This window comes from Klebsiella electrica, from assembly GCF_006711645.1.
In the GTDB taxonomy this organism is placed as follows: Bacteria; Pseudomonadota; Gammaproteobacteria; order Enterobacterales; family Enterobacteriaceae; genus Klebsiella; species Klebsiella electrica.
Genome location: NZ_CP041247.1, coordinates 2,323,323 through 2,344,743, shown reverse-complemented (window position 1 = coordinate 2,344,743; position 21,421 = coordinate 2,323,323). Strand labels below are relative to the sequence as shown.

General features: G+C 52.7%; 27 protein-coding genes and 4 pseudogenes. 16 read left to right on the top strand and 15 right to left on the bottom strand.

The genetic code is table 11. The annotated features are described in order from the left end of the window. Positions 1 to 267: a hypothetical protein gene (locus Electrica_RS29275; RefSeq protein ID WP_407081268.1), complete on the top strand. Its 267-nt coding sequence runs from the start codon at positions 1 to 3 to the stop codon at positions 265 to 267. Positions 268 to 305: 38 nt separating this feature from the next. Here Electrica_RS29275 and slyA read toward each other — a convergent pair whose 3' ends face one another. After that, positions 306 to 746, bottom strand: coding sequence for a transcriptional regulator SlyA (slyA, locus tag Electrica_RS11180; RefSeq protein ID WP_131048003.1), 441 nt, complete (start codon positions 744 to 746; stop codon positions 306 to 308). A gap of 172 nt (positions 747 to 918) precedes the next feature. Between slyA and Electrica_RS11175 the strand changes: the two genes are divergently transcribed. From Electrica_RS11175 to Electrica_RS11165, 3 genes are read left to right on the top strand one after another with little or no spacing between them, the layout of a single operon-like run. Continuing rightward, positions 919 to 1,155 (top strand): DUF1656 domain-containing protein, encoded by a 237-nt coding sequence (locus Electrica_RS11175; RefSeq protein WP_004862692.1) that lies wholly within the window; start codon positions 919 to 921, stop codon positions 1,153 to 1,155. 10 nt (positions 1,156 to 1,165) lie between these two features. After that, the gene (locus Electrica_RS11170) at positions 1,166 to 2,062 is read left to right on the top strand and encodes an efflux RND transporter periplasmic adaptor subunit (protein ID WP_141964488.1); all 897 of its coding nucleotides are present in this window, start codon (positions 1,166 to 1,168) and stop codon (positions 2,060 to 2,062) included. Further along, positions 2,062 to 4,086 (top strand): FUSC family protein, encoded by a 2,025-nt coding sequence (locus Electrica_RS11165; RefSeq protein WP_141964487.1) that lies wholly within the window; start codon positions 2,062 to 2,064, stop codon positions 4,084 to 4,086. The genes Electrica_RS11170 and Electrica_RS11165 overlap by 1 nt, the downstream gene beginning before the upstream one ends. On the opposite strand, the gene sodC is transcribed toward Electrica_RS11165, so the two are convergent. The 3 genes from sodC to Electrica_RS11150 form a co-directional block, all read right to left on the bottom strand. Continuing rightward, complete coding sequence (gene sodC, locus Electrica_RS11160; protein WP_141964486.1) at positions 4,079 to 4,600, bottom strand: superoxide dismutase [Cu-Zn] SodC; 522 nt, start codon at positions 4,598 to 4,600, stop codon at positions 4,079 to 4,081. The two genes, Electrica_RS11165 and sodC, sit on opposite strands and share 8 nt — an antisense overlap. 71 nt (positions 4,601 to 4,671) lie before the next feature. Further along, positions 4,672 to 5,568 (bottom strand): aldo/keto reductase, encoded by an 897-nt coding sequence (locus tag Electrica_RS11155; RefSeq protein ID WP_141964485.1) that lies wholly within the window; start codon positions 5,566 to 5,568, stop codon positions 4,672 to 4,674. A 48-nt stretch (positions 5,569 to 5,616) separates the two neighbouring features. Next, positions 5,617 to 5,856 carry a DUF1289 domain-containing protein gene (locus tag Electrica_RS11150; protein WP_032687394.1) on the bottom strand — a complete coding sequence of 80 codons (240 nt, stop codon included), beginning with the start codon at positions 5,854 to 5,856 and terminating at the stop codon, positions 5,617 to 5,619. Between the two features lie 139 nt (positions 5,857 to 5,995). On the opposite strand from Electrica_RS11150, the gene Electrica_RS11145 reads away from it, so the two are divergent. The 4 genes from Electrica_RS11145 to rnt all read left to right on the top strand — a co-directional run bounded on the left by Electrica_RS11145 (position 5,996) and on the right by rnt (position 9,074). After that, entirely contained in the window at positions 5,996 to 6,595 is a 600-nt protein-coding gene (locus tag Electrica_RS11145; RefSeq protein WP_142255874.1) for a TetR/AcrR family transcriptional regulator, read from the top strand. 53 nt (positions 6,596 to 6,648) lie between these two features. Continuing rightward, on the top strand, positions 6,649 to 7,746 hold the full coding sequence (gene nemA, locus Electrica_RS11140; protein WP_141964484.1) for an alkene reductase: 1,098 nt from the start codon (positions 6,649 to 6,651) through the stop codon (positions 7,744 to 7,746). Positions 7,747 to 7,909: 163 nt separating this feature from the next. After that, positions 7,910 to 8,317, top strand: a complete 408-nt coding sequence (gene gloA, locus Electrica_RS11135) for a lactoylglutathione lyase (RefSeq protein ID WP_100683663.1) — start codon at positions 7,910 to 7,912, stop codon at positions 8,315 to 8,317. Between the two features lie 106 nt (positions 8,318 to 8,423). Then, a complete protein-coding gene (gene rnt, locus Electrica_RS11130; protein WP_100683662.1) occupies positions 8,424 to 9,074 on the top strand; it encodes a ribonuclease T in 651 nt (216 codons plus the stop codon). Between the two features lie 51 nt (positions 9,075 to 9,125). Here the strand turns inward: rnt and grxD are convergent, their stop codons facing one another. Together grxD and Electrica_RS11120 are read right to left on the bottom strand one after the other, a co-directional pair. Next, positions 9,126 to 9,473, bottom strand: coding sequence for a monothiol glutaredoxin 4 (gene grxD, locus Electrica_RS11125; RefSeq protein WP_131047997.1), 348 nt, complete (start codon positions 9,471 to 9,473; stop codon positions 9,126 to 9,128). 385 nt (positions 9,474 to 9,858) lie between these two features. Then, positions 9,859 to 10,404 (bottom strand): recombinase family protein, encoded by a 546-nt coding sequence (locus tag Electrica_RS11120; RefSeq protein WP_141964483.1) that lies wholly within the window; start codon positions 10,402 to 10,404, stop codon positions 9,859 to 9,861. Between the two features lie 90 nt (positions 10,405 to 10,494). On the opposite strand from Electrica_RS11120, the pseudogene Electrica_RS28850 reads away from it, so the two are divergent. Next, positions 10,495 to 10,755, top strand: a pseudogene (locus Electrica_RS28850) (hypothetical protein); the annotation flags it as partial. On the opposite strand, the pseudogene Electrica_RS28845 reads toward Electrica_RS28850, so the two are convergent. From Electrica_RS28845 to Electrica_RS11085, 6 genes and pseudogenes are all read right to left on the bottom strand, one after another. Then, positions 10,740 to 10,820 (bottom strand): annotated as a pseudogene (locus tag Electrica_RS28845) (DUF1364 domain-containing protein); the annotation flags it as partial. The pseudogenes Electrica_RS28850 and Electrica_RS28845 sit on opposite strands and share 16 nt — an antisense overlap. Continuing rightward, the gene (locus Electrica_RS11105) at positions 10,819 to 11,238 is read right to left on the bottom strand and encodes a recombination protein NinB (RefSeq protein WP_141964482.1); all 420 of its coding nucleotides are present in this window, start codon (positions 11,236 to 11,238) and stop codon (positions 10,819 to 10,821) included. The gene Electrica_RS11105 and the pseudogene Electrica_RS28845, both read right to left, overlap by 2 nt. Positions 11,239 to 11,452: 214 nt before the next feature. Further along, entirely contained in the window at positions 11,453 to 11,716 is a 264-nt protein-coding gene (locus Electrica_RS11100) for an immunity protein (protein ID WP_100683659.1), read from the bottom strand. 61 nt (positions 11,717 to 11,777) lie between these two features. After that, a complete protein-coding gene (locus Electrica_RS11095; protein WP_141964481.1) occupies positions 11,778 to 12,050 on the bottom strand; it encodes a hypothetical protein in 273 nt (90 codons plus the stop codon). A 163-nt stretch (positions 12,051 to 12,213) separates the two neighbouring features. Next, positions 12,214 to 13,470, bottom strand: coding sequence for a mechanosensitive ion channel family protein (locus Electrica_RS29445; RefSeq protein WP_100683657.1), 1,257 nt, complete (start codon positions 13,468 to 13,470; stop codon positions 12,214 to 12,216). A gap of 634 nt (positions 13,471 to 14,104) precedes the next feature. Further along, a pseudogene (locus Electrica_RS11085) lies at positions 14,105 to 14,428 on the bottom strand (DUF550 domain-containing protein); the annotation flags it as partial. A 206-nt stretch (positions 14,429 to 14,634) separates the two neighbouring features. On the opposite strand from Electrica_RS11085, the pseudogene Electrica_RS11080 reads away from it, so the two are divergent. The 6 genes and pseudogenes from Electrica_RS11080 to sodB all read left to right on the top strand — a co-directional run. Continuing rightward, positions 14,635 to 14,775: pseudogene (locus Electrica_RS11080) on the top strand (DUF4060 family protein); the annotation flags it as partial. Positions 14,776 to 14,837: 62 nt separating this feature from the next. Beyond that, positions 14,838 to 15,056 (top strand): excisionase, encoded by a 219-nt coding sequence (locus Electrica_RS11075; RefSeq protein WP_141964480.1) that lies wholly within the window; start codon positions 14,838 to 14,840, stop codon positions 15,054 to 15,056. Continuing rightward, a complete protein-coding gene (locus Electrica_RS29270) occupies positions 15,034 to 15,165 on the top strand; it encodes a phage integrase Arm DNA-binding domain-containing protein (RefSeq protein WP_160704758.1) in 132 nt (43 codons plus the stop codon). The genes Electrica_RS11075 and Electrica_RS29270 overlap by 23 nt, the downstream gene beginning before the upstream one ends. Further along, entirely contained in the window at positions 15,162 to 15,578 is a 417-nt protein-coding gene (locus Electrica_RS11065) for a tyrosine-type recombinase/integrase (RefSeq protein WP_131047991.1), read from the top strand. The genes Electrica_RS29270 and Electrica_RS11065 overlap by 4 nt, the downstream gene beginning before the upstream one ends. 187 nt (positions 15,579 to 15,765) lie before the next feature. Further along, positions 15,766 to 16,644, top strand: coding sequence for a C40 family peptidase (locus Electrica_RS11060; protein ID WP_141964479.1), 879 nt, complete (start codon positions 15,766 to 15,768; stop codon positions 16,642 to 16,644). Positions 16,645 to 17,061: 417 nt separating this feature from the next. Further along, positions 17,062 to 17,643, top strand: a complete 582-nt coding sequence (gene sodB / locus Electrica_RS11050) for a superoxide dismutase [Fe] (protein ID WP_141964478.1) — start codon at positions 17,062 to 17,064, stop codon at positions 17,641 to 17,643. Positions 17,644 to 17,685: 42 nt separating this feature from the next. Here the strand turns inward: sodB and Electrica_RS11045 are convergent, their stop codons facing one another. Both Electrica_RS11045 and cydH read right to left on the bottom strand, forming a co-directional pair. Continuing rightward, a complete protein-coding gene (locus tag Electrica_RS11045; RefSeq protein WP_141964477.1) occupies positions 17,686 to 18,849 on the bottom strand; it encodes an MFS transporter in 1,164 nt (387 codons plus the stop codon). A gap of 163 nt (positions 18,850 to 19,012) precedes the next feature. Then, the gene (cydH, locus tag Electrica_RS11040; protein WP_004862736.1) at positions 19,013 to 19,102 is read right to left on the bottom strand and encodes a cytochrome bd-I oxidase subunit CydH; all 90 of its coding nucleotides are present in this window, start codon (positions 19,100 to 19,102) and stop codon (positions 19,013 to 19,015) included. 295 nt (positions 19,103 to 19,397) lie between these two features. On the opposite strand from cydH, the gene purR reads away from it, so the two are divergent. After that, complete coding sequence (gene purR, locus Electrica_RS11035; protein ID WP_100683653.1) at positions 19,398 to 20,423, top strand: HTH-type transcriptional repressor PurR; 1,026 nt, start codon at positions 19,398 to 19,400, stop codon at positions 20,421 to 20,423. An 18-nt stretch (positions 20,424 to 20,441) separates the two neighbouring features. Here the strand turns inward: purR and punR are convergent, their stop codons facing one another. Then, positions 20,442 to 21,353, bottom strand: coding sequence for a DNA-binding transcriptional activator PunR (gene punR / locus Electrica_RS11030; protein ID WP_131047988.1), 912 nt, complete (start codon positions 21,351 to 21,353; stop codon positions 20,442 to 20,444). Positions 21,354 to 21,421: the final 68 nt, after the last annotated feature.

Here is a 21,421-nt window from a genome sequence, read left to right as displayed (position 1 = left end):
ATGTTTTTCATTTTATTGTGCGATGTATTCAGTCTGTATCGGGAATCCAAAAACAAATACCTGAACTCTTCCCAAAATTCGATCCGTGACCCGCTGACCCGGCTATACAACCGCAGCTACTTTTATGACACGCTCGCCGCCCAACTCGAGAAAACCTCGGTTTCCCGGCCCCTGTCGGCGATCGTCGAGTGCGTAAGGCGAGCGGACGCGGCAATGTATGAGGCCAAAAAAGGCGAGCGTAATCGGGTGGTTATCTGGCACGAGTAAATAAAAAAGGGCCTTGAATACTCAGGGCCCTGAATAAATTAATCTTTTTCCTGAAGATCGAGGATATTTTTTTCCAGTTTACGCACTAAACTGAGCAGCGTTGCGACTTCTTCTGCCGATACGCCAGACAGAATTTCATCTCGCGTCTTGCCGATCACCTCTTCCATTTCGTTGATCAGCGGCTCCGCTTTTTCCGTTAACCTGATTCGTTTCGCGCGCCGGTCGTTTGCACAAGTCTGGCGAGAAATGAGGCCTTTCTCTTCCAGCTGATCCAGCGTACGCACCAGTGAGGGTTGCTCGATACCAATAGCTTTCGCCAGTTGAATCTGCGACTGCTCAGGAGGCAGCTGATGAATATTATGCAGCGTGACCCAATGCGTCTGCGTTAACTCCAGAGGTTTCAGGCGATGGTCGATCAGCGCGCGCCAGACGCGCACTAAACGTGCCAGATCAGAACCAAGTGGCGATTCCAATTTCATCTCCTTATAATTAGCTTGCTAAGTTATTATACTGATTTTACAATAGTGTGCAGCATTTGAATAATCAAAACAAATGAATTACCTGATACACCAAATTCAACACAATGATTTACAATGTGTAATAGTAGCATGCTATGAACATTCTCCCTGCAATGGCAAAGGATTTTTGCTTGTGAAACTGAGTCTTAACACTTCCGGACTGGCGCTGCAGGATCTGGTATTCGGTGCGTCAATTTACTTTCCTCCCCTGTTTAAAGCCGTGCTGCTGGGATTTTTTATCTGGCTGGTTATTCATCGCCAGTTGCGCGACTGGATGTATGCCGGCGATATCTGGCATCCCTTGCTGATGGATCTGTCCCTGTTTGCACTCTCCGTATGTCTGGCTCTGGTTTTACTGACTGCCTGGTAATGTTCACGACATGAAAAAACTTAAATATCTCTCGACGCTATTGGTCGCCGCACTTGCGATTATTGCCGCCTGGCTGGTCTGGAATTATTACACGCAATCCCCCTGGACCCGGGATGGCAAAGTACGCGCCGAGCAAGTCAGCATTACGCCGCAGGTCTCAGGCAGCATCCTCCAGCTAAACGTTCGCGATAACCAGCTGGTCAAAGCAGGCGACGTGCTGTTCAGGATCGATGACACTCCCTATCGGATTGCCGCTCTCAACGCCGAAGCGCAGCTGGCGAAAGCGAAAGCAGAAATGGCCAAAGCGCAAGCGGAGCAAACAAAAGCGGCCAGTGACGCCCGTCGTCGTCGTCGTCTTTCGCCAGAGGCCATCTCCGCCGAAGATCTGGAAAGCGTGAATACCGCACTGAATAGCGCCACCACCACTCTTGCGGCCGCCAAAGCGGTGGTCGGCGTGGCACAGGCCAGTCTCGAGCACGCGCAATGGCAGCTTGACCAGACGGCAGTGAAATCGCCGGTAGACGGCTGGGTGACAAACTTAACGACCCGCGTGGGCGACTACGCTTCCGCGGGCCATCCGGTTTTCGCCCTTGTCGATAGCAATTCATTTTATGTCATTGGTTATTTTGAAGAAACTAAGCTGCGGCATATTCGCGCCGGCGATCCTGCGCAGATAGTGTTATACAGCAGCAAACAAACGTTACAGGGTCACGTATCCAGTATCGGCCGAGCGATCGTCGACCAGAGCATTGAAAGCGGTAACAGCCTGGTCGCGAATATCAAGCCGAATATCCCGTGGGTGCGTCTGGCCCAGCGCGTACCGGTGCGTATCGCGTTAAACGACTTACCTGCGGATATAACCCTGGTTTCCGGGACCACCTGCACCGTCTCGATTGGCGCCCCCTGATGAAACGGCTGGTCCCGTCGTGGCAGGCGCTTCCCTGGATTAAAGCCAGCCGTGCGCAGTGGCGCTATGCCCTGCGTAACGGTATTGCGATGTGTCTCGCGCTGAGTATTGCCTACTGGCTGGATCTTGATGAGCCCTACTGGGCGATGACCTCCGCCGCTGTCGTCAGTTTCCCGACAGTAGGCGGCGTTATCAGTAAGAGCTTCGGGCGCATCGCCGGAAGCCTGCTCGGCGCCTGCGCCGCGCTCCTGCTCGCCGGGCATACGCTAAACGATCCCTGGCTGTTTTTATTCAGCATTTCGGCATGGATTTCGCTCTGCACCTGGGCCTGCGCAATGTATACCAACAACGTGGCCTACGCCTTCCAGCTCGCCGGCTATACCTGCGCCATTATCGCCTTTCCGGTTATCAACGTTACCGACGCCAATGAGCTATGGACTATCGCCCAATCGCGGGTTTGCGAGGTTATCGTCGGTATCCTGTGCGGCGGGCTGATGATGATGATCATGCCCAGTACGTCGGATGGCGCCACGCTGCTGACGGCATTGAAAAATATGCATGCTCGCCTGCTTGAGCACGCCAGTCTGCTGTGGGTACCGGAAACCAGCGATGCCATTCGCACCGCCCACGAAAGCGTGATCGGGCAAATCCTGACCATGAACCTGCTGCGTATTCAGGCCTTCTGGAGTCATTACCGTTTTCGTCGTCAGAATCCGCTGCTGAACTATTTACTCCACCGGCAGCTGCGGCTGACCAGCGTAATCTCCAGCCTGCGCCGGATGTTGCTTAACTGGCCAGCCGCGCCGGCACAGACCCGCGCAGTCCTGGAAACGCTGCTTATCGCGCTGGCCAACCCCCGGGCCGATTTTTACGCTGTCGCCCGGATAATCGCCCCGCTGGCACCTCCCGCCGATGCCGACTATCGCCATCTCGCTTTCTGGAAGCGCCTGCGCTACTTTTGCCGCCTGTATCTGGACAGCAGTCGCTGGCTCCGCCGCGTGGAGAACGCCTCGGCAATTGCCGAATTTAATGTTCCTTCCGCCCCGGCATTAGCTCGCTATACCGATCAGGCCGAAGCGTTATGGAACGGTATCAGAACCTTCTGCGCGCTGGTGGCGGTGGGGGCATGGGGTATCAGCACCCAATGGCAGTCCTGCGCCGCCGCGCTCACCCTGGCGGCAATTTGCTGCGTACTTTATTCGGTCTCACCCTCGCCGTTCAAATCACTGAGCCTGCTGATGCGGACGCTGATATTGCTGTCGATATTCAGCTTCGGGGTGAAATTCGGCCTGATGGTGCAGATAACCGACCTGTGGCAGTTCCTGCTGTTCCTTTTCCCGCTACTGACCACCATGCAACTGCTCAAGCTGCAAATGCCAAAGCTGGCGGGTCTGTGGGGACAATTGATTGTCTTCATGGGGTCGTTTATTTCGGTGACCAACCCGCCGGTGTACGACTTTGCCTCTTTTCTCAACGATAATCTGGGAAAAATCATCGGCGTCGGCTTTGCCTGGCTTGCTTTTGCGGTGATCAGCCCCGGCTCCGATGCGCGCAAGAGCCGCCGCCACATAAAAGCGTTACGCCGTCACTTTGTCGATCAGCTGAGCCGCCGTCCGCAGCATAGCGAACACGAGTTCGAATCGCTGGTCTACCATCACATCAGTCAGTTAAGCAACAGCCAGGATGCCCTGGCGCGCCGCTGGCTGCTGCGCTGGGGCGTGGTGCTGCTTAACTGTTCACATGTGGTCTGGCAGCTTCGCGAGTGGGAAACCCGTTCTGACCCGCTCTCGCAGGTCCGGGATTTATGTATCAGCCTGCTTCGGGATGTCATGAGCGAACGCGGCGTCCAGCAACGTCCGCTGGCCGCAACATTGCAGGAGCTACAGCGAATTTGCGACACCCTGAACCATCACCACCAGCCGGCGGCAAAAGAGCTGGCTGCCGTGATCTGGCGGCTGTATTGCGCCCTGTCCCAGCTTGAGCAGGCACCTGCGATCGGGACGATAACCGAAAGAGCTACTTAATCACCCCGCAGGCAAAACGTTCGCCGCCTCCGCCGAGGGGCTGCGGACTGTCGGACATATTGTCTCCACCGACATGAACCATCAGGGCTTTTCCCCGCACCTCAGCCAGCGTTTTAAGCCGCGGCGCCACCACCGGCTGGGTGGCTTTCCCGTCGCTGTTGACGAGCAGTACCGGCAGGTCGCCCAGATGCCCGCGCCCCTCAGGCCCCTCATGTTTCCCGGTCTGCTGCGGGTCGTAATGTCCGCCGGCGGCACCGGCGGCGACGGCCTTACCGTCTTTCATCGCCGGTTGGCAGCTACCGTTAGCATGAATGTGAAAACCATGTCGACCCGGCGGTAGCGCTTTGAGATCAGGGGTAAATTCCAGCCCCTTTGCGGTCTCGCTGATTTTAACGCTGCCAATGGCCTGGCCCACGCTTTGGCTGGTAACCAGATTGAGATCCACGTTTTCGCTGGCCGCCTGCGCGCCCGCTGAGATCGCTAAAGTCAGTATTGCAAGGATACATCGTTGCATAACACCTCCAGAATGGCTCTGTCCCTGATAAGTGTAAACCAGAGACGACCATTGTGGAGGCGGTGGGAGGATTATGGTACGTCGTAACCCAGCGCGGCTTTGCGGATGCGGAACCACTGCTGACGGGACATATTCAGCTTTTCGGCCACTACGGCAGAACGCACGCGCTCGATTTTACCGGAACCGATGATTGGCAACGGCTGCGACGGCAGACGCAGGATCCACGCATAAACCACCTGCTCAATGCTCTCAGCATTCAGCTCCTGAGCTACCTGCGCCAGCTCATCGCGCAGCGGCTGGAAGCTTTCATCATTGAACAAACGCCCGCCGCCGAGGCAGGACCAGGCCATCGGCCGGATACGCAACTGCTGGAGCTGATCCAGGGTGCCATCCAGCAGCAGCGGCTGGTGTACCGGAGAGATTTCAACCTGGTTGGTGGCCAGCGTAAACGGCAGGCGCGATTGCAGCAGCGTAAACTGCGCCGGCGTAAAGTTGGAGACGCCAAAGTGGCGAACTTTACCGCTGTGATGCAGGGCGAGGAAAGCTTCCGCCACCTCATCCGCATCCATTAACGGATCCGGGCGGTGGATCAGCAGCAAATCAAGATGGTCGGTCGCCAGATTGCGCAAGGACTGCTCGGCGCTTAAGACGATATGATCGCGATCGGTGATATAGTGGCCGATGGTGTTTTCGGCGCGGGCTTTAGTGGCAATGCCACATTTGCTGACGATTTCCATGCGGCTACGCAGATGCGGGGCCTGCTTCAGCGCTTCGCCAAAGGCCGCTTCGCACTGATAATTGCCGTAAATATCCGCGTGATCGACGGTAGTCACCCCCAGATCCAGGTGCTGCTCAATAAAACTGACCCGCTCGTTCACGGACATATTCCAGTCCATCAAACGCCAGTAACCCATTACAAAACGCGAAAATTCCGGCCCCTGTGGAGCCATAGCAATACGCTGAACCATAACAACGTCCTCAACAAAAAAGTGTGTTGAGTATACGCAATTTTGCCATTAAAACAGTGAAGGCTGCTGTGGTTCTTCCTCGGCCTGCGGCTTATTCGCGCGTAATTTGCGCAACAGACGCTGACGGCACAGGCGCAGCACATCCTGCTTCTGAGCATCGCTCATTGTTTGCCAGTGAAAACGCTCTTCACGGCTACGAAAGCAACCGCGACAAAATCCACGTTCATCTGACTGACAAATTCCCCGGCACGGACTTTGTACCGGGAAAAACTCCAGCTGCTCTGCCACTCCACGCCTCCGGCGACTTCTCTGTGTCTTTTATTGAAGACGTTTCAACGCCATCTGGCAACTTTTGTTATTCAGTCCCCTGCCGCAGGCGACATTTTTTGTGCTTGCATTAGACCAATCGGTCTATTACAGTGAGCGCATGAACAAACATAGCGAATACGATACCCGCGAACATATTCTGGCAACCGGTGAACAGCTGTGCATGCACCGCGGTTTTACCGGAATGGGCCTGAGCGAGCTGCTGAAAATAGCGGAAGTGCCGAAAGGTTCTTTCTACCACTATTTTCGCTCTAAAGAAGCTTACGGCGTCGCGCTGCTTGAATATCACTATGCTGGCTATATCCGCCGCCTGGTTGACCATTTTGCTCACGGCGAAGGGAATTATCGCGACCGCCTGCTGGCTTACTACCAGCATACCCTGGCGCAGTTTTGCCAGCAGGGCGTAATCAGCGGTTGCCTGACGGTGAAGCTCTCCGCTGAAGTGTGCGATTTGTCTGAATCCATGCGCGAAGAGATGAACAAAGGCGCCAGCCAGATTATTACTTTGCTGGGCGAAGCGCTGGAAAAGGGCCGCCGGGAAGGCAGCCTGACATTTAATGGCGATGCCTTTACCCTCTCCCAGGTGCTTTACTCCCTGTGGCTGGGGGCCAATCTGCAGGCCAAGATTACCCGCAGCGCAATGCCGCTGGAAAGCGCCCTTGCCCATGTCAGACAGATTATTGCAGCGCCTGGCGTTTAACAGGCGTTTTTATTTAACGAATTACGAGACGACCGGTCTACTCAGGAGTCATTATGTCCGAATCAAAACTGTTTTCCCCACTGAAAGTCGGTGCCATAACCGTACCTAACCGCGTATTCATGGCTCCGCTGACGCGCCTGCGCAGTATCGAACCCGGCGATATCCCGACGCCGTTAATGGCAGAGTACTATCGTCAACGTGCCAGCTCCGGACTGATCATCTCCGAAGCCACGCAGATTTCAGCCCAGGCAAAAGGCTATGCCGGCGCCCCAGGTCTGCACAGCCCGGAACAGATCGCGGCATGGCAGAAAATCACCGCCGGCGTTCACGCTGAACATGGCCGTATCGCCGTGCAGCTGTGGCACACCGGTCGTATTTCCCATCACTCCCTGCAGCCCGGCGGCGAAGCGCCGGTCGCGCCTTCTGCTATCAGTGCGGGCACCCGTACCTCCCTGCGCGATGAGCATGGTCACGCTATGCGCGCCGATACCTCGATGCCCCGCGCGCTGGAGCTCGATGAAATTCCGGGGATCGTCGATGATTTCCGCCAGGCGGTAGGCAATGCCCGCGATGCCGGCTTTGACCTTGTGGAGCTGCACTCTGCGCACGGCTACCTGCTGCATCAGTTCCTGTCTCCTTCTTCTAACCAGCGTAGCGATCGCTACGGCGGCAGCGTTGAAAACCGCGCGCGTCTGGTACTGGAAGTGGTGGATGCCGTCAGCAAAGAGTGGAGCGCCGACCGTATCGGGATTCGCGTCTCGCCAATCGGTAGTTTCCAGAATGTCGATAATGGCCCGAACGAAGAAGCCGATGCGCTGTATCTGATTGAAGAACTCGCCAAACGCGGCATTGCCTATCTGCACATGTCCGAGCCGGACTGGGCCGGCGGCCAGCCGTACAGCGACGCGTTCCGTCAGAAAGTGCGCGATCGCTTCCCGGGCACGATTATCGGCGCCGGCGCCTACACAGTAGAAAAAGCCAACGAGCTGATTGGCAAAGGCTTAATCGATGCGGTGGCCTTTGGTCGTGACTATATCGCCAACCCCGATCTGGTCGCACGTCTGCAGCATAAAGCCGCGCTGAACCCGCAGCGCCCTGAAAGTTTTTACGGCGGCGGTGCGGAAGGCTATACCGATTACCCGACGTTGTAATCCCGCCGGATAAGAAAGAGCCGCGTAAGGGCCGCCTGAAATGGCGGCCTTTTTACGATATAGTGCTCAGGGGTATGAAACGCCTTGTCCGTTTTGTTACGCTATTCTGACAATTGCACATACGGTCTCTGCTAAGGGGCTGTAAACAAGGAGTATAAAAACTATGCGCTTACTTCACACCATGCTGCGCGTTGGCGACCTGCAACGTTCTATTGAGTTTTACACCAACGTGCTGGGCATGAAGCTGCTGCGTACCAGCGAAAACCCCGAGTACAAATACTCGCTGGCCTTCGTGGGCTACGGCGAGGAAAGCGAGACGGCAGTTATCGAGCTGACCTATAACTGGGGCGTTGACCAATACGACCTCGGCAGCGCTTACGGTCATATCGCGCTGAGCGTGGATAACGCCGCCGAAGCCTGCGAGCGTATTCGCCAGAACGGCGGCAACGTCACCCGCGAAGCGGGCCCGGTGAAAGGCGGTACCACGGTTATCGCTTTCGTTGAAGATCCGGACGGCTACAAAATTGAACTGATTGAAGAGAAAGACGCTGGCAAAGGTCTTGGCAACTAACCTGCTTCGGGCGCTTATCGGCGCCCGCTGTTTTTCCCCTTCCTGCTGCAAGGCACGGCAAAATTTGCCATAATGCGCGCTACTTTTTTCCAGTTAAGAGAATCTGATGTCCGAGAACGTTCAACTTAATGGTCTGTGCGACCGTTTTCGTGGTTTCTACCCCGTGGTGATTGATGTAGAAACCGCCGGGTTTAATGCTAAAACCGATGCCCTGCTTGAGATAGCCGCCATTACGTTGAAAATGGATGAGCAAGGCTGGTTGATGCCGGACGAGACGTTGCATTTTCATGTTGAACCTTTCGAAGGCGCCAATCTGCAGCCTGAAGCGTTGGCCTTTAACGGCATCAATCCGCATGACCCTGAGCGCGGCGCGGTGAGCGAATACGACGCCCTGCACGCCATTTTTAAAATGGTCCGCAAGGGGATTAAGGACCACGATTGTAATCGTGCCATCATGGTGGCCCACAACGCGACGTTCGATCTCACCTTTACGATGGCCGCCGCCGAACGCGCCGGACTGAAACGTAATCCGTTTCACCCGTTCGTGACGTTTGATACCGCGGCGCTGAGCGGACTGGCGCTCGGTCAGACGGTGCTGTCCAAAGCCTGCCTGGCCGCCGGGATGGCGTTTGATGGTGCCAAGGCGCACTCTGCGCTGTACGATACCGAGCAGACGGCGCAGCTGTTTTGCGAAATCGTCAACCGCTGGAAACGTCTTGGCGGCTGGCCATTACCGCTTGCCGGACAAGAAGAATAAGAGACAAAAAAAGCGACTTCACAGGAAGTCGCTTTTTTACTGGCAGCAGGCTTATTCAGCTTTCGGTTCGTCGGCCTTGTGCTTTGCCGCCGTTTCTTTGATCAGCTGCTGCAGCTCGCCGCGCTGATACATTTCAATCACGATGTCGCAACCGCCAACCAGCTCGCCATCAACCCACAGCTGCGGGAAGGTCGGCCAGTTCGCATATTTCGGCAGTTCCGCGCGGATATCCGGGTTTTGCAGGATGTCAACGTAGGCAAAACGCTCGCCGCATGCAGACAGCGCCTGTACAGCCTGAGCGGAAAAACCACAGCTTGGCAGTTTCGGAGACCCTTTCATGTACAGCAGGATCGGGTTTTCAGCGATTTGACGTTGGATTTTTTCTACAGTCGTGCTCATTGTCATGCTTCCTTAACTTCTATACGGCAGTAATTTGTCATTGTAGCGTCCTGAACGCAGGACGGATAATAACATTTTTTTCACTCATTATATTTTATCTTCTGTGCTCAGAAGTTGCCTTAAAAATATCACTTTGCCCGTGTAAAAGCGGTATCTCTTAGACTGGCCCCATAGATCGCCGGGCACTTCGACCCACCTTAAATTAATGACTATCGGGAGAATGGCATCCGCACAGTGCGTTAGGCTACCGTTCGCCGCGGGAAAATCTGCGACGTCGGCAGGCCTAAATAAGAGAGTCGATCAGTCTGGAGTTATAGGGGAAAATCCACCCATTCACTATTTATCAATCACTTAAGATACCTTTGTGACCTGTTTATAGGCATCCTTATCCCGCAGGGAAATATTTGTAAATCGTCTTCACTCCGACCCCGATCACATCTGCAACCAGCTGCCGGGTAGCTCCGTTCTCCATCATCCTACGGCAGCGTTCCACAACATCAGGAGTCATTACCCGCCGGCGCCCACCTGTGCGCCCCTGCTCTCTCGCCGCCAGCCCTGCACGAGTCCGCTCTACAATCAGTTCGCGCTCCATCTCCGCCAACGCGCTCATAACGTGGAAGAAGAAGCGCCCGGCTGCCGTTGATGTGTCTATCGAGTCGGTCAGGCTTCGGAAATTCCCCCCACGCTGTTGTAGTTCCGATACCAATGTGATCAGGTCGCGCACGCTACGCCCCAGCCGATCAAGTTTCCAGACCACCAGCACATCACCCGGGCGGAGTCGCCGCAGTGCACGCTTTAATCCCGGGCGGCGGGCATTCTTCCCGCTCGCTGTGTCTTCGAATATCTGTTCACATTCTGCGCGGATCAGCGCGTTTTTCTGTAAATCGAGGTTTTGATCCCCGGTGGACACCCGAGCATAGCCAATCAGCACTTTATAACTACTTGAAATTGCTGATTGTAAAAATCTCCGACATTTCGCACAAACCCTCGTTTAGGCGAATGCTTTTTTTGGAGCAAAAACATGGCCTTTAATCCGCCACTGGGGAGCACGTCGCCTGCTGTGCTACTCGATAACGCCAAACGTCTGGATGAGTTGGCCAACGGGCCCGCTGCCATTGTTCCCGATCGTGCAGGTCAACCGCTGGACTCCTGGCGCCAGATCATGGCGAAAATTGATGAGCTCAGGCAGAACCTGATACCCCTGAGTCGTCAGTATATGACGCTGGCTGCTGCCCAGGCGGATATCACGAATATCCCTGTTCATGCTCATGCTTTTACCCGTCCTTCTTTTTTCCATATGGCCAGCGTTCTGAGCACACCTTCTGCATGCATCAGGCGCAGTTCGTCATCGACTACTGGACTTTTCGCTGAACTTCACATTGTGCTCGGTGCCGAACCAGTAGATCGCTTCGATAGCCTCGACCATGTAGCGCTTGCTGAATTGAGAGGAACGAACGACGAAGTAGACGCGGCCGCCGTTGATACCCCGGGCGTATTTCTGCTCGCACTCCGGATTTTGCATCTGGCTTACCGGTACGGTGATGAGGTCTTTCCACTCCACTGGCTCCAGTTTTTCGCCGTACCAGATAACCTGATCGCTCAGGTCTTTCAAAAGTGGCCACATGAGGCGATTCTGCTTATCGGTGCGGCTTTCTTCGCGCGCCTCGATAATCAGCGGCGATCGGTGATCGACAGGTAGAGACTGGATGAAGTTGACGACGTTACGCTTAACTTTGTCGTTGATGAGGCAGAATTGTTGTTTCACGCTTCACCTCCAAAGAGGTAAAGCACTGAATGTAATAAAACGCAGATGCATTTCTGCATCTGTAACTGGTTGAAAGGTATCCTGATTGTCATTTTCACTTTGAGTCCCCTCAAAGCGCAGAAGTCACCGGAGTTGTTCAGGCTCCGACGACATGATTATGGGAAATCAATTGCAAAAAACCAGCATAAATTCTTGTAGTTATAATGAGTTAAGTCTATTCAATACCGTATTTTTTCTCAGTTACGAATTTCGGCTCTTTCCAGTTTGGACCTTTTTCTGGAAGTGGCCTCCCTGTTTTTTTTAATTTTCCTTCGTCAAATAATCGTTGATGAGTTCGCAGTAATTCGCCATGCTCAATGACTTCAAATTTGTAATTCACGTACATCCTGTCTATGCTCGGATATGGTGTTCGTAGAGCGAAATGCAGAAGAACATCTTCCACACTTTCATTTTTATAAATACTTTCAAGATCTAGCATTACTTTCCCTCATCTGCACTTCCCCACTCGAAATTAAAATTAAGGTAGCCATGTGTTAAGTCTATTCAATACCGTATTTTTTCTCAGCCACGAATTTTGGCTCTTTCCAGTTAGGGCCTTTTTTAACCAGCATTTTCTCACCCCATTCAACTTCTCCTTTTAATCGCATCTGTTCAAAAGTCCTCATGAACGCCCCATTTTCTATGACTGAAAACTTGTGACGACTGAAAAAAAGATCCATTTGAGGATAACCATAGCCGTTCTCCTTTCTTACCAGGAAGAGAATAATATCCACAAGATTTTGTTCTGCTGCCATACGTTCAAAATCAATCATTTTACCTCCCTTAGAATTGCAAAACGAGAAAAGGTTATTTTTTGGCGTTCTGCCTGGCCATTTCGATGTAGCGCGGATCGGATGATCCGGCTGTAACCCATCTTAATCAACTACCGAGAATTTACATGCAGTTTAAAAATCAATGTGTAGCTCTTTGTCAAAACTAACTATCAACATTAAAATGTTCGCTTTTACGAATGCAATTTTCGGGTGATGAATGCCAAAAATCATGTCCTGCCGGATACTGATATATACGAAGATGGAACTTTTCAACAATAGCCGTGATGTACTCAAAAATTTCTGATTGAGTATTCTCGTAATCCACCCACAGTGTTGAAGTGGTAAAGCAATAAATTTCCAGTGGAATCCCCGAAGCTGAAGGTTTTAATGTTCTCACTACAACATACATATCCTTGATAATATCAGATCGTTCAGCCAAATAGGCCATCATGTAATGGCGAAATAACGTTAGATTTGTCAGTCCATTATCTATAAACCAACTGTCCGCAATCCCCATTGCATCACGCCCATCGATTAACTTAGAGAGAGATTCACTCACACCTCGTATCGCAAGTATTGGTGCAAGTATTTCCTGAGTTAAAAAAGTAACCGAGTGCTGATCTATTGTAGTACTACGCATTATCCTTCGAGCACCAGAAGAAAACATAGCCTGCCAGTTAGTATATGTTTCTGTTAAGAAATTTTTCGTAGGTATACGTGAAATCGTATTATCCCAATTGCGTATAGTAATTGTGTGTAACGCAATATCGGTAACCTCCCCGCTCAAATTCTTATCTGGCATTTCAATCCAATCACCGAGTTGAAGTACGTCATTTGATGACAACTGGACGTTGGCTACAAGAGAAAGCAGCGTATGCTGAAATACTAGCATTAGCACAGCAGCAACAGCACCCAGACTCGAGATAATAATTGCAGGCGATTTGTTTGACATAACGGCAAGTATCATTATTGCCGCAATGATATGAACTAAAATCTTACCTATTTGTATATAACCTTTTATCGAATGATTTTTACGTTTTGTTTTTCTTAAATAAGAACCATTAACGATATCTAGCATTTCATTAAAGAAGACAGACATAAAAACGAAAAATAAGATTCCGCATACTGTATTTATGCCAGTGACCAATGATGCTGGCATATTTGGCATGAATTGTAGAACATAATATACAATAATAACAGGAACGAAGTTTGATAACTTTTCAGCAATACGTCGATCTTTTTCAAGAGGAACATCTTGTTTATGACTGGAAAAAAACACTTTCCTGACAACTTTAATTAACAGGAACTTGCACATAATATGCGCAAAAAATCCAGACACAATCAGAAGCACAATGTTAAAACCTATGGCCAATGCTGGGTTGCTCTTAATAAAATTCAAAAAATAATCCAAATACGCCATCATTCATCACCTACTTCACATGCTAAACTGTATAAGTTACAACCTGTAATAAGTTGAAATAACCTTCTAACTATTTCTTATCATGGCATAATCAAGTCATGCAAGTCCACGATCTAGTTCTGAAGAAAATAAAACACTTGCAAACTGAATGGGATTAACACTCTTATGCCATCGCTGATGGTTTACAAATCAAAAGTGCCAAACTATACTCTACGTCAGATAATGTTTTTACTCCCTTCCCAAAACTTCTAAATGCGCATGCACGCCCCCCCCTTGAAATCCTCAAAATCCACTACAAAGGCTTGATTGAACATCACATCCCTCATTACATTCAGTATAGAACTCAGACGCATAAATGTTCTAAACTATTTGAAGACTAAGTCATAGGATTCAAAGGAAGGAAATCTTCATGCTTTTACCCGAGAAATTAGCCTATACTCATTCAGCCATTAGTTTGTCGTTTGCATTGCTACTTATAAGACATTACCGAAGAGGGGACAAAGACCCATCAGTTAAGTCAAGGCTACTGATATCCTGCTTGTTGATAATGTCTGCTATAGCAGTATTAATCGGCGTTTATTGGCCGGACTATCACGCTTGAAGTAAGTTTAAGTATTTCTCTTCATCTAACGTCAGGCTTATCTCTGATATGCAACCGCGGCTCCCCATCTTTCGGCTCCGGCCATTCGCGCTGTTTGTTCACCACCAGTTTTTCGATCATCGCCCTGGTAATCTGCTCGTCAGTGATACCGGCACGGCGCTGAGCATTCCACAGCAGAAACTGCATGTCGGCCCGCTCGCTTAGGTCGCCGGGTTCGGCAGCCGCTTCTAAAGCCTCTTTCGAGAGATGCTTCAGTGGGCCAACAGGTCCTACATTCCCGAAGGTTACCTGTGACCACTCGGAATGCTCACGGCGCACCTGCTCGCGTTCCGGCGCTGGCTGCGTGTTGCGATAGAGCATTCTGCGGTCGCCGCGACGCTTCGAATCCCATTGCTCGTAAAAATCCTGGTGCACATCCTCCCAATGAAATTCGAGTTCACCCGATGCATCGGTGTGATAGAACTGACACTGATAAACCGGCTCGCTGTCCATTACGGTCTTGCGCGCAGCAACTGATGAGTATTCCGATCTTCTGCTAACTCTCTGCATTTGCATGAAGATGGCAGAAGACGAAACGGATTTATACAGTCGTCGTTCAGGGTTCAAAAATCACTGTCGAAGTCGTAAACCGGAAATGCAGCTACGTAGCCACGGCCATGCACTGCGCCCGGCGGCTCCGCCCTTTACCCGGTCAGGTTTCCTGATATCGAATTATCAATTTATTAAGCCGGCCTGATTTACATTACAGGCCGGTAATGAGGTGAACATGGCCCTTATTACCTTAAAAGAATGGAACGCCAGGCAGCCACGGCCACGCAGCCTTGAAACTGTTCGTCGATGGGTGAGAGAAAGCAAGATTTATCCTGCGCCGAAGAAAGACGGTGTGGAATATTTATTTCAGGAAACGGCTATTAAGGTTGAGCCATCAAAACCAACCGGCGACCTGTTACGGAGAATAGTTGGTGGGAAGAAGAAGAAATCATGATAGACGGGATCTACCTCCTAATCTGTATGTCAGAAATGACGGATATTACAGCTATCGTGACCCACGCAACGACAAAGAAGACAGCGGGTCAGTGATTTATGTGCTATGAGCTGGGAGGATGTCCGGGAGGGGTATCTTTACGTAGAGCAGAAAAAGACCGGGGCAAAACTGGCGATACCGGCAGGGCTGAAAATTGATGAGTTAGGTATCTCGCTGGAAATGGTATTGCAGGAGTGCCGTAAACTGTCGGCTGCGAAAACCATTATCTCATCACCTGCGGGAAAGGTGCTGACACCAGCGACAGTATCAGGTAATTTCAGGAAAACCCGTGAGTTGTCCGGACTCGATTTTTCTGGTGAACCACCAGGCTTTCATGAGTTGCGTAGCCTGTCGACAAGGTTGTACGGAAAACAGGCTGGAGACAGTTTTGCGCAGCATTTACTAGGGCATAAGTCTGGTATTATGACGGCAAAATATCGTGATGACAGGGGTCGGGAGTGGAACAGGATCGAGGTCGGGTAATGAATTTGTTTTGAATGATTTTGAATTGACCATTATAATGCATTGATTAAAAACGGAAAATTTTCATATACACTTTAGATACAAAAGAGTATTAACTTTTCGGGTTTTTATGCTTTAGAATCGTTGGGTTTTGTCATTCACCGTCAGGTATGGGTACATATCTGTCATTTAATCAGGGGATTGCTCAGTGGCGCGGCTAAACAAAATCGCGATTTCGCTCTGTGCATTACTGTTTACATCTATCTCATTTACACCACTGGCGCATGCTTCAGGGCATACGCACACCTCCGCTAAGCCAAAAGCGCATGCGGCGAAAGGCACCACAGAACGCAAGAAAAAAGCCACCAGTCAGAAAACAAAGTCCACAACCAAAACCTCCAGCAAGAAAGCCTCAACGGCCACCCGCACCAGACACCCTACCCGCACGACAGAATCCAGCCAGACAGCGCTGAACCGTCACGCCGTCGGCACGAAAAAATGCGTCTTGCGTAAAGGGTATAAAAAACAGTGTGCCAAATCGATCGCGCCTGGTGCCGAGCCGGCTCCGGTTATGGCCAGCGTGCAGAGCAAATGCGTCGTGCGTAAAGGCTACAAAAAACGCTGTAAAACAGTCGCGGAAGAACCGCCTCTGACGCTGGCGGATGCACATAAAGTCCGCGTACAGAAAGCGCAAACCACCGCCATGTCGAAGTTAATGGACCAGATTGGCAAACCGTATCGCTGGGGCGGAACCTCGCCACGTACCGGTTTCGACTGCAGTGGGCTGGTGTACTACGCCTATAAGGATCTGGTAAAAATCCGCATTCCGCGCACCGCTAATGAGATGTATCACCTGCGCGATGCCCGTCCGGTCGACCGCGGCGAGTTGCAAAGCGGCGATCTGGTCTTCTTCCGCACCCGTGGGCGCGGCACTGCCGATCACGTCGGCGTTTACGTCGGCAACGGCAAGTTTATTCAGTCGCCGCGTACCGGCCGCGATATCCAGATAACCTCATTAAGCGAGGATTACTGGATTCGCCACTATGTCGGCGCGCGCCGCGTAATGACCCCCAAAACCATTCGCTGAACCTCACCTGCCGCGCCTGCGGCAGGTCAACTGTTCTCGCTATAACGCCAGGCTCATCTCATGCCAGGACATGCCGCCATGATCCGAGGCCGAAGGCCGCTCGTAGCGGATTAGACACCACAGACCTCTGCAAAATGGATTTTTCAGTCATCACTTTATCTTTTAGCAGCAACAGCATTCAACCGGCTCTGCGGCAAGGGGATCTCCTGCCGTCCGGCTAAGGCTTAACCGGCTGCGGTTGTTAAATATACCCTTTATCATTGCAAGGCTTTTAACTCCCTTCTGCAAGTGTTAGCATTCTGATCACAATAAAAACCTGTCGCACTCGCCGCGGCGAGGGACAGTACATGCTGTTCTGGATGGTAAAACATCCTTTGAATGTGAGCTAAAAAACAAGAAGTTATAAGGAGAGTAACAATGTCGTTTGAATTACCTGCATTACCGTATGCAAAAGACGCCCTGGCGCCGCACATTTCCGCAGAAACCCTGGAATACCACTACGGTAAACATCACCAGGCCTATGTCACCAACCTCAACAACCTGATCAAAGGCACCGCGTTTGAAGGTCAATCTTTAGAAGCGATCGTCCGCTCTTCTGAAGGCGGCATCTTTAACAATGCGGCCCAGGTCTGGAACCATACTTTCTACTGGAACTGCCTCGCACCGAATGCGGGCGGCGAACCGGAAGGTGAGCTGGCAGCCGCTATCAATCAATCCTTCGGCAACTTTGCAGAGTTCAAAGCGAAGTTTACCGACGCGGCGGCGAAGAACTTTGGTGCCGGCTGGACATGGCTGGTTAAAAACAGCGATGGCAGCCTGAGCATTGTCTCCACCAGCAACGCTGGCACGCCGCTGACCGGCGATGCCAAACCGCTGCTGACCGTGGATGTCTGGGAACATGCCTATTACATCGACTACCGTAACGCCCGTCCTGACTACCTGGCGCACTTCTGGGCGCTGGTAAACTGGAAGTTTGTCGCGGCCAATCTGGCGGCCTAAAACGCGAACGCAGAAGGGGCAACCCTTCTGCGAATACATCGGCTATCCGACCAACGCCTCTTCCGGCTGCGAACGCCCGCCGAACAGCACCAGCAGCAGCGCCCCCCCGGCAATTATCGCCCCCATCACCGGCACAAAAGCATAGCCCAGTCCGCCGGAAATCACCGCGCCGCCGGCTGCCGCGCCCAGCGCATTGCCGAGATTAAACGCCCCGATATTGACTGACGAAGAGAGCCCCGGCGCTTCATGGGCCACGCGCATCACCCGCATTTGCAGCGGCGGAACCACGGCGAAGGTCGCCGCCCCCCAGACCACCATACTGATAGCGGCCCCCAGCTGCGTCTGCGCCAGCAGCGGAATTGCCAGCATGATAACCATCAGCAGCAGCAGAAAACCCTTCAGCGTCCCGGAGACGGAGCGGTCGGCGAACTTACCGCCCAGGTAGTTACCCAGCGAAAAGCCGACGCCAATCAACACCAGCATGACGGTGACGAACAGCGGCGAGGCGTGCGTAACGGTGTGCAGCACCGGCGCAATATAGGTATAGAGGGTGAACATGGCGCCTGCCCCCAGCACGGTGGTCAGCAGCGCGGAGAGCACCTGCGGACGGACCAACACGGAGAGCTCCTGTTTAACGTTCGGGCGCTCGCCAGCGCTGCCTTTGGGCAACGAAAACCACAGGCTAACCATCGCCACCAGCCCCAGACCTGCCGTCGCGAGGAACGACATCCGCCAGCCGATCGTTTCGCCCAGCCATGTCGCCGCCGGAACGCCGCCAATATTCGCGATGGTCAACCCCATGAACATGGTCGCCACCGCGCTGGCCTGTTTGTGTTTGGGCACCACGCTCGCCGCCACCACCGAACCGAGGCCGAAGAAAGCCCCGTGGTTAAGGCTGGTGATAATGCGCGAAATCAGCAGCGTGGTGTAATCCGGCGCCATTGAGGAGAGGACGTTACCCAGCGTGAAGATCGCCATCAGAAAAATCAGCGCATTTCTGCGCGCGCGATGAGAGAGCAGCAAAGTCATCAGCGGCGCCCCGACCATCACGCCGATCGCATAAGCGCTGATCAGCATTCCCGCCGCCGGAATTGACACGTCGACGCCTTTGGCAATCACCGGCAGCAGCCCCATCGGGGAAAACTCCGTGGTACCAATACCAAACGCGCCTATCGCCAGCGCTAATAAGGGGAAGTTGATTTTCATGCAATGACTCCAGCAGACCGTCATCGGCGACGGTATCTCATTAGAAGTCAAAAGCATGACATCAATCACAAAAAAACAAAAGTAAACGAAATGGCAAAAGATTTTTGCGAAATTGGTAATAATGGCGGGATGTCGGGGGAAAGAGACCTCTCCCCCGGATAAATCAGTGCAGTACCGCTGTCAGGCCAGCGGCCACGATAAGACCCAGGACAATAATCGTTGTCGTCAGCGAAAACTTTAAATCTGTATCCATCAATTTTTCCCCCTGTTATCCCCACATGAAAAGTGAGCTTGCTCATTTTTGCACACTATCGCGCAAAAATCTTCCATGTTTTAGGGCGATGCACATTTTTGCTCTTCCCCTTTGCCGCAAGATCGGACAAAATCCCACGCTAATTTGAAAGCGTATCGGCCATTGACCCCTTCCTGTCGTTCTGTGTCGTTTTCCCGACGTGATGCAATGATGAAAATTGTCTTCAGGGTGTGTACAGGCAAACGTTTACGTATCGATAATCAGACGATCAGGTCAAGGTCTGGAGTGAGAAGTAATGGCAACAATTAAAGATGTAGCGAAGCGCGCAAACGTTTCCACTACAACAGTATCACATGTAATTAACAAAACCCGTTTCGTGGCGGAAGAGACCCGCAACGCCGTGTGGGCGGCGATCAAAGAACTGCACTATTCTCCAAGTGCCGTTGCTCGCAGCCTGAAGGTTAATCACACCAAATCGATCGGCCTGCTGGCCACCAGCAGCGAAGCGGCCTATTTCGCTGAGATTATTGAAGCCGTAGAAAAGAGCTGTTTCCAGAAAGGCTATACCCTGATTCTCGGCAATGCGTGGAACGATCCGGAAAAACAGCAGGCCTATCTGTCGATGATGGCGCAAAAGCGCGTCGACGGCATGCTGGTTATGTGTTCTGAATATCCGGAATCGGTGCTCAGTATGCTGGAAGAGTACCGCCATATTCCGATGGTGGTAATGGACTGGGGTGAATCCAAAGCCGACTTCACCGATTCGGTGATCGATAACGCCTTCGAAGGCGGCTACATGGCTGGTCGCTACCTGATCGAACGCGGCCACCGTGAAATCGGCGTGATCCCGGGTCCACTGGAGCGTAACACCGGCGCCGGGCGCCTGGCGGGCTTTATGAAAGCCATGGAAGAAGCGCAGATCGCCGTTCCGGAAAACTGGATTGTTCAGGGCGACTTCGAGCCTGAATCCGGCTACCGCGCGATGCAGCAGATCCTCAGCCAGCAGCATCGCCCGACGGCAGTCTTCTGCGGCGGCGACATCATGGCGATGGGCGCCATCTGTGCTGCGGATGAGATGGGTCTGCGCGTGCCGCAGGACATTTCGCTGATCGGTTATGATAACGTGCGTAACGCCCGCTATTTCAGCCCGGCGCTGACCACCATCCATCAGCCGAAAGACTCGCTGGGGGAAGCGGCCTTCAATATGCTGATGGATCGGATCGTCAATAAGCGTGAAGAATCTCAGTCGATTGAGGTTCACCCGCGACTGGTAGAGCGCCGCTCTGTCGTCGACGGCCCGTTCGTCGACTACCGTCGCTAATCGCCCGTGCGGCGCCGGCTACTCCGGCGCCCGCAGCCACTCCCGGTTTAACGTTTCACTGTCCCCCAGATAATCCAGCAGCCATGAGAGGGCCGGCGAGGCGTCGCTCTGCTGCCATGTCAGGCAGCATGCGGCATCCGGAAACGGGTTTTCCAGCGCCAGCGCGGTCCATTCGCCGCGGTCAATCCAGGGGCGGGCGAAATGGCTCGGCACCATGCCAACGCACAATCCCGCCGACAGGCAGGTCGCCGATGACTCCCAGTCCGGCACCACCACCCTTTTCTGGTTATCCAGTAGCCAGGTCGTGCGTTTCGGTAACGAGCGGGAGGTATCCTCCCGGACCAGCGACGGCCAGTTGCGCAACACATCATCGCTGAGTGGGCCGGTCATCTGCGCCAGCGGATGATGGCTCGCCACCACGCAATCCCAGCTCAGCATCCCCATATCGCGAAAAGCGTAGCGCCCCCCCACCGGAATAGAACGGGTGGCCCCGATAGCTAGCTCCACGCGCCCGTCGGCCAGCGCGTCCCAGACGCCGTTGAAGACCTCCTGAAAAACAATCAGCTCGACATCCGGAAAGTGACGATAAAAATCGACAATCATCTGCCGCATACGGGCCGGTTTAACGATGTCATCCACGGCTATCGACAGCTGACCGCGCCAGCCGTTGGCTATCTGCTGGCACTGCTGGCGGGTGATCTGCATTTTTTTGATAACAGAACGTCCCTCCTGTAAAAACCAAAGCCCGGCGGGGGTCAATTCGACATCGCGATGGCGGCGTTCAAAAAGCGGTACCGCCAGCCACTCTTCCAGCTGACGGACGGTATAACTGACCGCCGAAGGTACGCGGTGCAACTCCTGCGCCGCTGCGCTGAAGCTGCCGTTGCGGGCGACAGCATCAACAACTTCGAGTGAGTATTCGGACCACATATTCTGCCTGCAAAAATTTTGAATGCATGTAGAAAATATTAGCGTTTCACAAGCCAGAATGCACTCCC